17 protein-coding genes and 1 pseudogene are annotated in these 13,877 nt (G+C 68.2%); 9 read left to right on the forward strand and 9 right to left on the reverse strand.

The genetic code is table 11. The features are described 5' to 3' along the window. Window positions 1–11: 11 nt before the first annotated feature. Genes ABZ453_RS20255 through ABZ453_RS20270 form a run of 4 tightly spaced genes read right to left on the reverse strand, consistent with a single transcriptional unit; the run spans window position 12 to window position 1,901 of the window. The gene (locus tag ABZ453_RS20255; protein WP_359016313.1) at window positions 12–344 is read right to left on the reverse strand and encodes an RRQRL motif-containing zinc-binding protein; all 333 of its coding nucleotides are present in this window, start codon (window positions 342–344) and stop codon (window positions 12–14) included. Continuing rightward, on the reverse strand, window positions 341–1,354 hold the full coding sequence (locus ABZ453_RS20260) for a DUF2637 domain-containing protein (RefSeq protein WP_359016314.1): 1,014 nt from the start codon (window positions 1,352–1,354) through the stop codon (window positions 341–343). The genes ABZ453_RS20255 and ABZ453_RS20260 overlap by 4 nt, the downstream gene beginning before the upstream one ends. Next, window positions 1,351–1,647, reverse strand: coding sequence for a DUF6303 family protein (locus ABZ453_RS20265; RefSeq protein ID WP_359016315.1), 297 nt, complete (start codon window positions 1,645–1,647; stop codon window positions 1,351–1,353). Before ABZ453_RS20265 ends, ABZ453_RS20260 begins: the two co-directional genes overlap by 4 nt. Further along, a complete protein-coding gene (locus ABZ453_RS20270) occupies window positions 1,644–1,901 on the reverse strand; it encodes a DUF6284 family protein (protein ID WP_359016316.1) in 258 nt (85 codons plus the stop codon). Before ABZ453_RS20270 ends, ABZ453_RS20265 begins: the two co-directional genes overlap by 4 nt. A 483-nt stretch (window positions 1,902–2,384) precedes the next feature. Here ABZ453_RS20270 and ABZ453_RS20275 point away from each other — a divergent pair, with 483 nt between their 5' ends. Together ABZ453_RS20275 and ABZ453_RS20280 are read left to right on the forward strand one after the other, a co-directional pair. Continuing rightward, complete coding sequence (locus ABZ453_RS20275) at window positions 2,385–3,143, forward strand: GntR family transcriptional regulator (protein WP_359016317.1); 759 nt, start codon at window positions 2,385–2,387, stop codon at window positions 3,141–3,143. Next, window positions 3,140–3,817, forward strand: coding sequence for an AAA family ATPase (locus ABZ453_RS20280; RefSeq protein WP_359016318.1), 678 nt, complete (start codon window positions 3,140–3,142; stop codon window positions 3,815–3,817). Before ABZ453_RS20275 ends, ABZ453_RS20280 begins: the two co-directional genes overlap by 4 nt. A 165-nt stretch (window positions 3,818–3,982) precedes the next feature. On the opposite strand, the gene ABZ453_RS20285 is transcribed toward ABZ453_RS20280, so the two are convergent. After that, window positions 3,983–4,756, reverse strand: a complete 774-nt coding sequence (locus tag ABZ453_RS20285) for a hypothetical protein (protein WP_359016319.1) — start codon at window positions 4,754–4,756, stop codon at window positions 3,983–3,985. An 899-nt stretch (window positions 4,757–5,655) separates the two neighbouring features. Here ABZ453_RS20285 and ABZ453_RS20290 point away from each other — a divergent pair. Further along, entirely contained in the window at window positions 5,656–6,219 is a 564-nt protein-coding gene (locus tag ABZ453_RS20290; protein WP_359016320.1) for a DinB family protein, read from the forward strand. A gap of 135 nt (window positions 6,220–6,354) precedes the next feature. Here the strand turns inward: ABZ453_RS20290 and ABZ453_RS20295 are convergent, their stop codons facing one another. From ABZ453_RS20295 to phoU, 3 genes are all read right to left on the reverse strand, one after another. Beyond that, on the reverse strand, window positions 6,355–6,603 hold the full coding sequence (locus ABZ453_RS20295; RefSeq protein WP_359016321.1) for an SCO4226 family nickel-binding protein: 249 nt from the start codon (window positions 6,601–6,603) through the stop codon (window positions 6,355–6,357). Window positions 6,604–6,922: 319 nt separating this feature from the next. Then, the gene (locus ABZ453_RS20300; protein WP_356770727.1) at window positions 6,923–7,075 is read right to left on the reverse strand and encodes a hypothetical protein; all 153 of its coding nucleotides are present in this window, start codon (window positions 7,073–7,075) and stop codon (window positions 6,923–6,925) included. 346 nt (window positions 7,076–7,421) lie between these two features. Beyond that, window positions 7,422–8,123, reverse strand: coding sequence for a phosphate signaling complex protein PhoU (gene phoU / locus ABZ453_RS20305; protein ID WP_133045702.1), 702 nt, complete (start codon window positions 8,121–8,123; stop codon window positions 7,422–7,424). Between the two features lie 223 nt (window positions 8,124–8,346). Here phoU and ABZ453_RS20310 point away from each other — a divergent pair, with 223 nt between their 5' ends. The 3 genes and pseudogenes from ABZ453_RS20310 to ABZ453_RS20320 all read left to right on the forward strand — a co-directional run. Continuing rightward, on the forward strand, window positions 8,347–9,612 hold the full coding sequence (locus tag ABZ453_RS20310; protein WP_359016322.1) for an ATP-binding protein: 1,266 nt from the start codon (window positions 8,347–8,349) through the stop codon (window positions 9,610–9,612). Then, a complete protein-coding gene (locus ABZ453_RS20315; protein WP_007382946.1) occupies window positions 9,609–10,289 on the forward strand; it encodes a response regulator transcription factor in 681 nt (226 codons plus the stop codon). The genes ABZ453_RS20310 and ABZ453_RS20315 overlap by 4 nt, the downstream gene beginning before the upstream one ends. 91 nt (window positions 10,290–10,380) lie before the next feature. Beyond that, window positions 10,381–10,485, forward strand: a pseudogene (locus ABZ453_RS20320) (helix-turn-helix domain-containing protein); the annotation flags it as partial. A 100-nt stretch (window positions 10,486–10,585) separates the two neighbouring features. Here ABZ453_RS20320 and ABZ453_RS20325 read toward each other — a convergent pair. Continuing rightward, window positions 10,586–11,245, reverse strand: coding sequence for a DUF461 domain-containing protein (locus ABZ453_RS20325; RefSeq protein WP_359016323.1), 660 nt, complete (start codon window positions 11,243–11,245; stop codon window positions 10,586–10,588). Window positions 11,246–11,823: 578 nt separating this feature from the next. On the opposite strand from ABZ453_RS20325, the gene ABZ453_RS20330 reads away from it, so the two are divergent. The 3 genes from ABZ453_RS20330 to ispF all read left to right on the forward strand — a co-directional run bounded on the left by ABZ453_RS20330 (window position 11,824) and on the right by ispF (window position 13,820). After that, entirely contained in the window at window positions 11,824–12,306 is a 483-nt protein-coding gene (locus ABZ453_RS20330; protein ID WP_003953493.1) for a CarD family transcriptional regulator, read from the forward strand. 274 nt (window positions 12,307–12,580) lie between these two features. Continuing rightward, window positions 12,581–13,333, forward strand: coding sequence for a 2-C-methyl-D-erythritol 4-phosphate cytidylyltransferase (ispD, locus tag ABZ453_RS20335; protein ID WP_359016324.1), 753 nt, complete (start codon window positions 12,581–12,583; stop codon window positions 13,331–13,333). After that, window positions 13,323–13,820 (forward strand): 2-C-methyl-D-erythritol 2,4-cyclodiphosphate synthase, encoded by a 498-nt coding sequence (gene ispF, locus ABZ453_RS20340; protein ID WP_133045698.1) that lies wholly within the window; start codon window positions 13,323–13,325, stop codon window positions 13,818–13,820. The genes ispD and ispF overlap by 11 nt, the downstream gene beginning before the upstream one ends. Window positions 13,821–13,877: the final 57 nt, after the last annotated feature.

The following is a 13,877-nucleotide window of genomic DNA, read 5'->3' on the forward strand; positions in this document are numbered from 1 at the left end:
GACCTCCCAAGTCAGTTGGAGTCGGCGCAGGGCACGCAGGCACCCAGCGCGGCGGGGATGACGTATCCGGCATCACGCCGGCACGCGGGGCAGATGCGGCGGGCGCGGTTGGCCCGGGCAAGCGCGGCCCACCGACCGGGCGTCATCGGCCGGACGGGCTTCGCGCAGTCGATGCGGTAGAGGTAGGCGACCAGCGGGCCCCGCCTGCGGCGGGGACGCCGGAGTTCGGCGGCCACGTCCTGACCACCCGGGCGCAGCCCCATCGCACGAAGCTGCCGACGGGTGGCCAACCCGTCAGGGGCGAGCCGCCACCGGTACACAGGCAGCGACGGAGTGGCGGTCATCCGTGACTCGTTCCGGCGAGATCAACCGGCACGCCGTTGACGCTCCCGCGCAGTTCGGCGTAGCGGGTCGAGACCCAGCCGACCGACCAGCCGCACAGCTCGGCAGCCTGACGCACCGACAGGCCCTCGGCATGGGCGGCGGCCACGATGGCGCGCGCCTCGTCCTCCGGGAGCTTGTCCGTGACCGGGCCGCCGGACAGCAGCGCGGCGCGTTCACGCGCGGCCCGCTCCTCCCGCTCCGCCCGTTCACGGCGCTCTTGCTCTGCCCGCTCGCGCCGTTCGCGTTCGGCATGTTCGGCGGCCTGGCGTTCACGGTGTTCACGCTCCGCCCGGAGCTGTTCACGCTCGCGCTCCTGGCGTTCACGCTCGGCTTGCTCGGCCCGCTCGCGGGCCTGCTCGCGCTCGCGTTCCTCACGCCGCACGGCGGCCTCCCGCTCGGCCTGTTCACGGACCATGCGGGCCTCGTGCTCACGCTGTTCACGGGCCAGCGCCGCCGTGTGCTCGCGTTCCTCGCGGGCCCGCCGCGCGGCCTCCTCGCGCCGCTCGATCGCGGCCCGCTCGCGGGCTTCCCGCTCGGCTTGCTGCCTGACCTCCAGCGCCAGTACGGCGGCGGTGATCGCGCGCCGGTAGGCGAGCCCGGTCTCGGCCGTGACGATCAGCAGCAGCGGGGCGACCGCGTGCACGGCCACGCCGACCAGGTCGTTTTTCAGGGCGGAGTCGGCGACGTTGAGGGCGAGCGTCATGCAGCCGGTCATCCACCGCAGCGCGATCGGCCACTTGCCGCCGTGGCCCCCGAGCCGCGCAAGCACCGCGTCGAGACGGACCACGATGACCACGGCGGCATCAACCACGAGGGGCAGGATGGGTGCCGTCCAGTCCCACCGGTCGGGGGTGTGTGCGGCGGCGAGCGGGGTGACGGTGAGGATCGAATAGAGCATCGCGCCTGCCACGATCAGCCACGTGCCGACCGACAGGGCGCGCTCGGCTGAACGGATCTGAACGGCGTTCACGCGCTCACCCCCGACCGTGAACGGACCCGGATCGCGGCGATCAGCACGACCGGGGAAGCGGGATCGTCGGGCGTTTCGCTGTCCTCGGTCCACGTCCACTCAGCGCCCGCAACCGGCTCGAAGCCGAGCGCGTTGAGCGCGTTCGTACGGTCCGTGAACGTCGGCACCGACCGCCCGAACCGGTACTCGGGCCAGGCTGCGGTGGTGTCCAGCAGCGCCACGTACAGGCGCCAGCGGCCGGCACGCACGGACATCTGCGCGGTGAACTCCCGCGCGCTCTTCTGTCCGTTCACGCCGCGCCGCCCCGGTGCGCGTCCGTCGCCTGGTGCGCCAGCGCGGCCAGCAGTCGGCGGCGGGTCCGGCGAATGCGCCGCACGTCCAGCTCGGTCGGGGTGCGGTCGATGGTGATGATCTGCGCGTCCAACAGGTCGACGTCCGCGAGGATCGCGGGCATCTCCCGTTCGATGGCGTCCAGCTCGGCGTCCGTCGGCTCCATGAAGTCGGCGAACGCGGTAACAGCGTCCTGAACAGTGACGATGTGGTCCATTGGGTCGTGTTCTCCCTCGCAGGTGGAACGGCCCGAACAGCGGCCCCGGAGTTGCACCTCCGGGGCCGCGCGCCGTTGAAGTCGGTCAATCCGGCTCCCCTCAGCGCTGCTCGTACGAGACGAGCAGCGGAGGCAACCGGCCGCAGCGGTTGAGCTGCGGAACGATCGGATTGCGCTGTACTCGCACGCGGGGAACCCGCGCACGCCGCCCTCTTGCTCGCAGAGGTGGGGCGGTCTCCCTCGTCAGCTCTCTGTTGAGTTCTCAAACCGCTGTCGCTTCCTTTGAGCCCGTCTCACGGAGCCCTCCGGGCGTTGACGCAACCCCCGGTTCACGCCCGTTTTGCCCACAGGTGTGCCGAGGTTCAGCGACCGCCGCTCCTCTAAGTGACCGGCGGGCACATCCCTAAGGTTCCCTAGGGTTCCCTGTGGTGTCAAGCGGTAAGGTAGGGAACCTAAGGGAAGTGACGACAGGGAGCAGACGACATGGCAGGCCAGGCCGACAATCGGGCGCCGTACGCGAAGATTGCCGCCCACTACACGGAGCTGATTACGTCCGGTCAGCTGGAGCCCGGAACCCTCTTGCCGAGCATCAAGAACCTCGCGGAAGAGTGGAAAGTGAGCACCGCGACAGCTGAAAAGGCTCTGCGCAAGCTACGCAACGAGGGACTCGTGCGAGGGATCCACGGGATTGGGACAGAGGTTCTGGACCAACCGGCTCCGATGTCATCGGGGTCTCAGCGCCAGGATCGAGGGCGCCGTACAGGATCCAGCTGGGGGGCAGGCGAAAGGTCCGACTCGCACCAAGCAGCCGTCGTGTCCGCGCCCGCCGAAGTGGCCCAAGCGCTGGACATTCAGCCCGGCTCCGACGTGATCCGCCGAAGCCGGGTCTACCGAGACCGGCACGGCATCGTGGCCCACAGCACGTCATGGATTCCCGCCCGCTACGGGAAGCTGATCCCGCAGCTAGCGGAGAGCGAGCGACTGACCGGGGGAACCTCGCTCCAGCTCATTGCCCAGGTGACCGGCAACCCGATCAGCCACCGCATCGACACGGCCTCAGCGCGTCTGGTCACGCCGGAGTACGCACAGCTCTTGGAGCTGGACCCCGACCACCCACCGACGGAACCGGTGGTCGTGATGACGGCAAAGTTCGTGGACAGCGAGGGGAGCATCGTGGAATACGGCGTGGACCTCGGAGGCCCGGGCCGCACATGGCGCACGGAGTCGGAGGTGACGTCATGACCGTGACGGATGACACGCTCACGAACGTCCTCGAAGAGCGCCTAGGGTCACTGCTTGCGGCCCGCAGGGCTGGCACAATCACGCTCGAAGCCGAAGCGGAGATGAGCGCCATCTCCCAGACCATGGCGAGACCGATGTCACCACGTCCACCGTTCTGCGTCCTGATGGCCGGACTCCCCGGCTCCGGTAAGACCACCCTTTCCCGCGCCCTCACGGATCGCGGGTTTGTTCGTCTGTGCCCAGATGAAGAGATGTACCGCCGACATGGCGTGTACGGGGTCGACTTCCCGCGAGGCACGTTCCCCACGCTTGAGCGGCCTGTCCTCGAAGATGTGGCACTTGAACTTAGGGAACAGCTCAAGGCCGGACATGATGTGGTCGTTGACCACGGCTTTTGGACCCCGGAAGATCGGGCTCGATGGCGAGCCATCGCCACCGACGCCGGCGCCACCCCTGTGCTGGTCTACCTCGCAGCCAGCCACGATGAGCTCTGGTCGAGGATCAGCAAGCGCAACGAATTCCACGCAGACGATCCCAATTCCATCTACTTCTCAGAGAGCGACCTCCAGCGGTACCGAACCCGGTTCATCCCCCCCGAGGAAGACGAGCCGCACCTTCTCTACCAGGGCGACACTGCCGACGTGATCGCGGCCGTGGAAGCCTCTCGCCCCTGATGGAGACCGAGTGTGAGCGCCAGGTTGGCCTTGCCGCGCCCCCTCTCATTCACTCTTGTTTCTGAGTGGGGAAGTCGCGCCAGGTGTTAGAACTTCCGCGCATGCACAAAATCCTGCGCACAGCGTGGCAGGGGATGGATGAGACGCTTGGCTCGGGGTGATCAGCTATGACGGATCGAGGGAAGGCTGAGTTCCGTAGTGTGTTGCGCCTTCATATCCTGGATAGTCCGAATGAACCCTTCCGTCCCGCCCCAAGGTAGCGAGAATTCGATTAATTACGATGTTCCCGTATACGTAGAATGAGAAGTTCAATCGCCTGTATGTGCCCTTATCGATTGCGAGTCGATCCCCTATTGATAGGCCGTACGAAGGGCATGCGTCGATGAATCGCTGATCGGCGATGCCAGCGCGGTGTGCCAGCACATTCCTTATGCACTGTGCTTCGAATAGTGCATCCCGTACACGGGGGTCGACGGGGCCGCCGAGTCCAACCGAACTCAGCAGCTTCTCGAACTTGGTCACGCCACTTCGAAGGTCAAGCTTCAGGTCCCTCTGGACCTCACTGACCAGCAGGCGCACGCGCTGCTCGTCGGTTAGGCTAAGGAACTCGGCCAGGGGAACTCTAATCTTCGCGAAATTTTGATGAAGCAGTACTTCGGGCCTAAACGCCATCCATGCTTCAACTGTATCTTCGATCAAGGACTCCAAGGCGCCCCAAGTCCCCATGAGCGCATGACCATGGAGAAGTCGAAATTCGGAATCAATCTGCGTTCGGGCGAGCTTAACTTGATCTTTGCGCTGAGTTAGGCGCGACTCGGGAACTTCCCTGCCTTCCTCGATGACGCCAAAGACCTCGTCAAGGTGAATCATGGCCTTAGTGCCGACATAGGCAATCTCGACCAGTTGCCCAGTCTCTTCTATGTGTTCAGCCCACCTCATGAAGGGCGCCTTCCAAGGTTCTTCCTGGCCCTCACTAATACTCGGAGCGTCTTCCACTCTTAAGTACCCCCCAGTTCAGCAGTGGCGTGTAGAGGCAGTGATTGTCTACGCACCTAGACGAATGGAAGAAACCGGATGGGCACTGTGCCGTCAACTTGATGACGGCGGCGCCTGTCGGTTGGCTCTCTCCCAAGCTGCCTCAACTAGCTAGTGAACAGCATGACCGTCCACCATTGCAGGTGGATAGTTCGTGCCCCGGATGCCCGATCACGGCCTCAAGCGGACACCGCCTCACCCAACGGCCTAGGTCAAGGAACGCTCGGCGGTGAACGGAGATCCATGGATCCCCTGTGGGCTGCCACGGTACGGAAGTCGGGGAGCTGCTCTTCTTCGTAGTGAAGGACGAGGGCGAGACCGCCGGGGGCCCTCTCTGGGCCCTCTCTGGGCCCTCCGAGGACGACAAGCAACGGCCAACAACGACCAGCAACGACCGCCCGACCGCAGGTCAGCGGAGGGTCGTGCCCCGCTGACCTGGTCAAAAAAACGGGCCCGCCAGACCCAGGGCAAGAAGAAGTAAGCACCCACGAATAAGCCCCCTACCTGCGGTTTCCCCGCTGGAAGGGGGCTTTTCCCTGCCTCTGGGCCGTCTCCGGGCCGTCAGGGCGATGGGGCCGTGCGGTCTCCGGGCTCCGGCTCCTGTCTCCACTCTGCTGAGGCGCCGGCGCTCTGAAGCACAGCAACAGCGGACTGCCCCCCCGCCGGGGGAGGATGGCTTCTTCTCGCGAGCGGCGCCGCAGTCCGAGCACGGTGCCCAGCCCCGTCGGTGGCCGGCGCGCGAGCGGAGCGAGCGCCAAGGGATGCGGGGCCGTAGGCCGCTCCTCTGTATGTAGTGTGCGGAAATGACAAGGAGCGAGCGACTTGCGGAGCAGCTGGACTGGTACTGGAGCAAGAACCTGCGGCCACGGCTGGAGGGTCTTACCGATGAGGAGTACTTCTGGGAGCCAGTGCGCGGCTGCTGGAGCATCCGCCCGCGTGGCACGTCGACTGCACCGGTGTCGGAAGGTTCGGGGGAGTGGACGATGGACTCCGCGTCTCTTGCCCCGGTGCCGGCGCCGGTGACCACGATTGCCTGGCGGCTGGCGCACATCATCGTCTCTTGCCTCGGCTATCGGGTCGGGTGGTACTTCGGCGGCCAGGACGTCGACTCCGAAACATTCGCCTACGCGGGGACCGCTGACGAGGCGCTGAAACAGCTCGACGAGATGTACGGGAGATGGAACGCGGGGGTCCGCGAGCTCTCGGACGCTGACCTGGAGAATCCGCCCATGGTGGGTCCCGAGCCGTTTCCCATGGAGAACAGGGTCCTGCACGTCAACAGGGAGCTGATCCATCACGGCGCCGAGATCTCCCTGCTGCGCGACCTCTACCGCTGGCAGGATGGAGCCGGGAGCCTCGGCCGATAGCGGCACGGGCCACCAGGCAAGGTGCATACCTCTCTGGTGTCCCGGGTCAGGGTGAGCGACGCGGAGAGGTTGCCCGCCGAGGGGTGGAGGGATCCCGGCGGGTTCCGGTCGGGCCGGCTCGCTCTCGTGTCGCCGCTAGGCCGTCAGCGGTACGGGGACCACCTCGTCCGCCTTGTGGCCGGCGCGTTCGTGGATGCGCTGGACCGCTTCCGCGGAGGGGGCCTCGGAGAGGCAGTAGACCGTGCCGGACTCCGGGTCCGCCCAGGCCCTTTCGAAGTGGACGTCCTCGTCCTTCTCTATGGCGAGGTCCGCCCGGTGGGCCTCACGGAGTTGGTCCGCCGTGATGCCCTTCATCCCGTGGTGCACGTCCATGAACTTGGCCATGGCTCCGCACCTCCTTCCCACCTGTTCCTTCATCCATGCTGCGCCCGTACGGCGGGAGGGGCGACCGGGCGTACCCGGCGGCCCATGCGGGCCTGCGGAGGTGGGAAGCCCGGGCCGGCGCCCGCCGCGTTGATCGAGAAGGGGCCTGTGTTCGGTGACGGTGGCGGGGAGACCGTCGATATCGCCCTTCAGCGCGCCGATGACTTCCGCGGCAGCATCCGGCCCGCGACGGATGTGCTGCTCACCGTCCGGCGCGTGCACCGGCCATGACGTCGGCCCCGGTGCGCCGGGGCACCGGGGCCGACGTGGACGTACGCTCTCAGCCGCACTGGCAGGGGCTGCCCGACTGGCACCCGCAGCCGCAGCCCGAGCCGCAGCCGCACGCGCCGACGAGCGGGAGGCTCTTGATGTCGGCGGGCTGCTCCGTCTCGCGCTCCTGCGTCGGGTCGGGCGTGGTAGGTGCTTCGGCCATGGGTCCTCCTGGAGGCTCGGGCCTGGGCAGGACTGCTGCCTCACCCATTGCATGCCCACCGCGGCGGTCGCATCAACGGCGCACGGAGGCGCCACCACGCCCTCCGAAGCCCCCGCACTCCGCCGAACACCGCGGCTTACGCCCCCTTGGCGCGACGGCTGACAGTGCGACGGGTGATGGTCGGGCTGCCGCACACCCCCAGCGGCGGCAACATCCGCGGTCATCGCGCGCAAGCCCGATGCCCACCGATGAAAAAACGGTCGCACGAGGCCCCGCGTACGACGACCGCGGCCGGCGGCCGGGTCCCAGGGATCGGTTCCCGAGACCCGCCGCCGGCCGGCTTCGACTACGCCCCCTCGACCCCCGCCACCGGCTGGATCTCCGGCTGGATGTCGGTCTGGAGTTCGTCGGCGTGTTCGCCCGTGACCAGGAACACCACACGCTTGGCGACCGCCACCGCGTGGTCGGCGAAGCGCTCGTAGTAGCGGCCGAGGAGGGTGACGTCCACCGCCGTCTCTATGCCGTGCTTCCAGCGGTCGTCCAGCAGGTGCTGGAAGAGCGTGCGGTGCAGGAGGTCCATCTCGTCGTCGTCCTGCTCCAGCTGCATCGCCAGGTCGACGTCCTTGGTGATGATCACCTCGGCCGCCTTCGCCATCAGACGCTGCGCGAGCTGGCCCATCTCCAGGATGGTCGCGTGCAGGTCGTGCGGGATCGCCCGCTCCGGGAAGCGCAGCCGGGCGAGCTTCGCCACGTGCTGGGCCAGGTCGCCCGAGCGCTCGAGGTCCGCGGACATCCTCAGCGAGGTCACGACGATCCGCAGGTCGGTCGCCACCGGCTGCTGACGGGCGAGGAGGGCTATGGCCCGTGCCTCCAGGTCGTGCTGCAGTTCGTCGATCTTCTGGTCGCCCTCGATCACGCTCTCTGCCAGCTTCAGGTCACCGTCGAGGATGGCGGTCGTGGCGCGCCCGATCGCCGACCCGACCAGCCGGGCCATGTCCACCAGACCGTCACCGATCGAGTCAAGTTCCTCGTGGTACGCGTCCCGCATCAGGGGTCCCTCTCTTACGTCTGCCTCGGGGATTCCGGGGATGAGAACCGGCCGCGAAACCGGTCCTGTGAACCCCACGCTCCCACGATCCGGCCTGAACGCGTCGGTTTCCGTCCCCTCAAATGAACCATCCCTGGCTCCAAGGTGAACTCTGGGCGACGAGTGTTCGAGCTCGCACCTCGACGGCTGTGGGGATGTCGTACCCCCTGCTTAACCTGTTTGCATGGACGTGAACGCGGCGGTCGCCGCAGCGGCAGCGATCGCCGGGGTGCTCACCGGTGTCATCGCCATGCTGGCGTTCCGCTGGAGCGAGCGGGAGCAGAAGCGCCCCACCCGCACCTCCCTGCACACCGACCCGGTGCTTCCGCCGGGTGTGGACACGGTCCTGTCGGTGCTCCGGTCCTCGGCCGTCGTGCTGGACGAGGCGGACACCGTGGTCAAGGCCAGCTCGGCGGCGTACGCCCTGGGTCTGGTGCGCGGCGGCCGGCTCTCCGTCGAGCCGATGCTGCGGATGGCCCGGGACACCCGCAGGGACGGGGAGATACGACAGGTGGAGCTGGATCTGCCCCGGCGCGGCACCGGACGGGGCGAGGCGCTGGCGGTCTCCGCGCGCGTGGCGCCCCTCGGGTCGCGGCTGGTGCTGCTCCTGGTCGAGGACCTGACCGAGGCCCGGCGGATCGAGGCGGTGCGGCGCGACTTCGTCGCGAACGTCAGCCATGAGCTGAAGACGCCGGTCGGCGCGCTCTCCCTGCTGTCCGAGGCCGTCATGGACGCCTCCGACGACCCGGAGGCCGTCGAGCGCTTCGCCGGACGCATGCAGATAGAGGCCACCCGGCTGACCAACCTGGTGCAGGAGCTCATCGACCTGTCGAGAGTGCAGAACGACGACCCGCTCGAGGACGCCGAGCCGGTGCGGGTGGACGAACTGGTCGCCGAGGCCATCGACCGCTGCCGCCACCAGGCCGGCACCAAGCAGATCACCATGGCCGCGGGCGGCACCGCCGACCTGCATGTGTGGGGCAACCGCGGCCAGCTCGCGGCCGCGCTCGGCAACCTCGTCGAGAACGCCGTCAACTACTCGCCGGCCCGTACCCGCGTGGGCATAGCCGCCCGCCGGGTGACCGCGCCCGGCGGTGACCTGATCGAGGTCGCCGTGACCGACCAGGGAATCGGTATCTCCGAGAAGGACAAGGAGCGCGTCTTCGAGCGCTTCTACCGCGTGGACCCCGCTCGCTCCCGTGCCACCGGTGGTACGGGCCTGGGGCTCGCGATCGTCAAGCACGTGGCCGCCTCGCACGGCGGGGAGGTCACGGTGTGGAGCGCCGAAGGTCAGGGCTCCACGTTCACTCTGAGGCTGCCGGAGGCGGGTGCGGCCCGAGACCGCGCCCAGCAGCACCCCGATCTCGACGACCTCGACGACGAGGTCGGCGAATCCACCCCCCAGTCATCCCCGTACGAACCGCTTCCCGCCCCGGAGGTCCTTCCGTGACCCGAGTGCTTGTCGTCGAGGACGAGGAGTCCTTCTCCGACGCCCTGTCGTACATGCTCCGCAAGGAGGGCTTCGAGGTCGCCATCGCGGCCACGGGCCCCGATGGACTCGACGAGTTCGAGCGCAACGGCGCCGACCTCGTCCTCCTCGACCTGATGCTGCCGGGTCTGCCCGGCACGGAGGTGTGCCGCCAGCTGCGCGGCCGCTCCAATGTCCCGGTGATCATGGTGACCGCCAAGGACAGCGAGATCGACAAGGTCGTCGGCCTGGAGATAGGAGCCGATGACTATGTCACCAAGCCCTTCTCGTCGCGTGAGCTCGTCGCCCGTATCCGGGCCGTCCTGCGCCGCCGCGGCGAGCCCGAGGAGGTCACCCCGGCCGCCCTGGAGGCCGGTCCGGTCCGGATGGACGTGGACCGCCATGTGGTCACGGTCTCCGGCTCCAAGGTCGACCTGCCCCTCAAGGAGTTCGACCTGCTCGAGATGCTGCTGCGCAACGCCGGCCGCGTCCTGACCCGTATGCAGCTGATCGACCGAGTCTGGGGCGCCGACTACGTGGGCGACACCAAGACCCTCGACGTCCACGTCAAGCGCCTGCGCGCCAAGATCGAGCCCGACCCGGGCGCGCCGCGGTATCTGGTGACGGTGCGGGGTCTCGGCTACAAGTTCGAGCCGTAGAAGGCGCCTGGCCGTGAGTCGACGGACGGAGTCCGGCGCAGCAGCCCGAAGCCCGCGAGGCGGTGCGAGGGGTGCGTGGGGGATTGGGCCCCTCGACGTCCACGTCAAGCGCCTGCGCGCCAAGATCGAGCCCGACCCGGGCGCGCCGCGGTATCTGGTGACGGTGCGGGGTCTCGGCTACAAGTTCGAGCCGTAAACCGCCGTACGCACGCCGAAGGGCGGGACCTCCCGGTGATTCCCGGTGAGGTCCCGCCCTTCGTTCGTACGGCTACTCGGACGACTGCTCGTACGACCGCTCAGTGGCCCGTGGCCGTCGCGCTCGCGGAGGCCGCGCTGGTGGGGTTGGTCGTGGGCGGCGTCGTCGACTGCGAGGCGGACGGGTTCGGGGACGCCGTCGTGCTCTTGGTCGGCTTCGGGCTGGCGGACGGCGTGGCCGTCGGAATCGCGCTCGGGCCCCACTTGGCGAAGTAGCTCGCCGCCGGGACCACGAAGGCGCGCAGGCTCACGTCACCGGTCTTGCTGAAGGTGAAGGTGACCTTGCGGACGCTGCCGTCCTGGACGGCCTCGCGCCCGTTGGGCAGGGAGGCGCTGGCGTTGCCCTTGCCGCCGATCACCAGCGAGCCGTGCGCCGGGACGACGAGCTTGCCGCTGCCCTTGGCCGGCCTGACCTCGGCGGTCTGGTTGACGTTCGGGAGGGTGATGGAGTCCACGGTCTGCGCGGTGTCACCGTTGTTGAAGAGAGTCGCCGAGATCACGGCGGGACCGGTCGCCTGGATGTCGGGCTGGGTGATGACCAGCGCGTTCTGGATCTTGATGTCGCCGACCGTGACGGACGCATTGTCCGGCTTGACCTGCAAGGTCTGGGCGTCGCTGCCCGCGGCGCACGCGGAGAGCGAGGCGATCGAGACTGCGATGGCGGCGGCGGCGAGAGCGCCGCGTCGAAGGCTGCTGCTCACGGCGGCGGCAACTCCTTGACTCGAGCGTGGCGACCATAAAGCCGCCCTAAGTGTCTGTCAGCGGCCTTAGGTTACCGAGCCGTTCCCACGCCACCGCACCCGACCCTCCCCCAAGCACTCCGCTTCCCTCGGCAGGGGGTAGTCGGGGGAGCTCGTCCGGCATTCACATAACCCTGTCCGGCAAACCCCGGGCACGGGCGCGCAAATTTTGCGTGAAGGAATGCGGAGCCGTTCCCGGAAATGGATCACCGACCGCCCGCCGACCCCCTGTGATCAATTCCGGAATCGATACGGAAGCGACTCACGCCACCGAACGGAGTAGCGGAAGTCGCACATCCGGAACCGGACATATGTGGACGTTCGCCCGCTCGGAGGGGGCTCCGGATGTGTGTAACGTGCGCGTTTCACCTCGGCCGGAGAGCCGCTCCGACCTGCGAATACCTTCTTCCACTGGGTGGGCGAAGCACGTTCCTGTTGCTGTTGTCAAGCCCCGAGATATGCCCTGACCTGCGAAAACGCCATTCAGAACCGCCGGTTTCCGTGTTACCCTGGATAGCCACGGAAGGGGTACCTGTCACATGACGTTCAAGGTTGGCGACACCGTGGTCTATCCCCATCACGGGGCCGCGCTGATCGAGGCCATCGAAACTCGCCAGATCAAAGGCGTGGACAAGACCTACTTGGTGCTGAAGGTCGCCCAGGGTGACCTGACGGTACGTGTGCCAGCGGACAATGCGGAGTTCGTCGGCGTACGTGATGTGGTCGGTCAGGATGGGCTGGACCGGGTCTTCGAGGTGCTGCGCGCGCCGTACGCCGAGGAGCCCACGAACTGGTCCCGTCGATACAAGGCAAACCTGGAGAAGCTCGCCTCCGGCGATGTCATCAAGGTCGCGGAAGTCGTGCGTGACCTGTGGCGTCGTGAGCGCGAGCGCGGACTCTCCGCCGGTGAGAAGCGCATGCTCGCCAAGGCCCGCCAGATCCTGGTGAGCGAGCTCGCCCTCGCGGAGAACACGAACGAGGACAAGGCCGAGGCGCTGCTCGACGAGGTCCTCGCGTCCTGAACGACTGACGCAGGCGCGCCGGCCCGCTTCAGCACTCAGTACATCGAAATGCCGCGGTGCCCGATGACATCTCCATTGTCGCCGGGCGCTGCGGCATGTTCGTATTCGGACGCCGTACGTACGTAAACCTCGGGGTATTCCCCCGATACTTGGCGTGCCGGGCCCGGGCAGCAGGCTCGACCAGTGTCACGGAAGGGTCCGGTCAAGGCGTCGCGCCCGGCACTTCCCAGGCCATACCCACCTAGGTCGAGCACACAAACCTTGACAGGAACCGATGTCTGACGAATCGCGCCCTTCGCCCACGGAGGCCCGCACCGCGGCCGTGATTCCGGCCGCCGGCCGGGGCGTACGCCTCGGTCCGGGCGCCCCCAAGGCGCTCCGTGCGCTGGGCGGCACCCCCATGCTCATCCACGCGGTGCGGGCGATGGCCGCGTCCCGCGCGGTCTCCCTGGTCGTCGTCGTGGCCCCGCCCGACGGCGCCGCCGAGGTCAAGTCCCTCCTCGACGCGCACGCGCTGCCCGAGCGGACGGATTTCCTGGTGGTCCCCGGCGGTGACTCCCGCCAGGAGTCCGTGCGGCTCGGCCTCGACGCGCTCCCGCCGGAGTACGACATCGTGCTGGTCCACGACGCCGCCCGGCCGCTGGTGCCGGTCGACACGGTGGACGCGGTGATCGAGGCGGTACGGGACGGCGCCCCCGCCGTCGTGCCGGCGCTGCCGCTCGCCGACACCGTCAAGGAGGTCGAGCCCGCGCCGGTCGCCGGGGACCCGGAGCCCGTCGTGGCCACCCCGGTCCGCGCACGGCTGCGGGCCGTGCAGACACCGCAGGGCTTCGACCGGGCCACGCTGGTCCGGGCCCACGGGGAGGTCACCGAGGACGTCACCGACGACGCGAGCATGGTCGAGCGGCTCGGGAACACGGTGCTCCTCGTCCCCGGGCACGAGGAGGCCTTCAAGGTCACCCGCCCCCTGGACCTGGTCCTCGCGGAGGCGGTCCTGGCCCGCAGGAGGCTGAACGATGGCTTCTGAGACCTTTCCGGTGCTCCCCCAGGTCGGCATCGGCACCGACATCCACGCCTTCGAGGAGGGCCGCGAGCTGTGGTGCGCCGGCCTGAAGTGGGAGGGCGAGGGGACGGGGCTGGCCGGTCACTCCGACGCGGACGTCGTCGCGCACGCCGCGTGCAACGCGCTGTTCTCCGCCGCCGGGCTAGGTGACCTGGGACAGCACTTCGGCACCGGCCGCCCGGAGTGGTCGGGCGCGTCCGGGGTGACCCTGCTGACGGAGGCCGCCCGCATCGTGCGCGAGGCCGGCTTCCGCATCGGCAACATCGCCGTACAGGTCGTGGGCCCCCGCCCGAAGATCGGCAAGCGGCGCGACGAGGCGCAGAAGATCCTGTCGGAGGCCGCCGGAGCCCCGGTGTCGGTGTCGGGAGCGACGACGGACGGCCTCGGATTCCCCGGTCGGGGCGAAGGTCTCATGGCGGTGGCGACGGCTCTGGTGGTGCGGGAGGGGTAAGCAAGGTGCGGGAGGGGTAAACAAAGGGACTGCTCCACGCACACCCTTCGGCCCACT

This window comes from Streptomyces sp. NPDC005799, from assembly GCF_040630525.1.
Lineage (GTDB): Bacteria > Actinomycetota > Actinomycetes > Streptomycetales > Streptomycetaceae > Streptomyces > Streptomyces griseorubiginosus_B.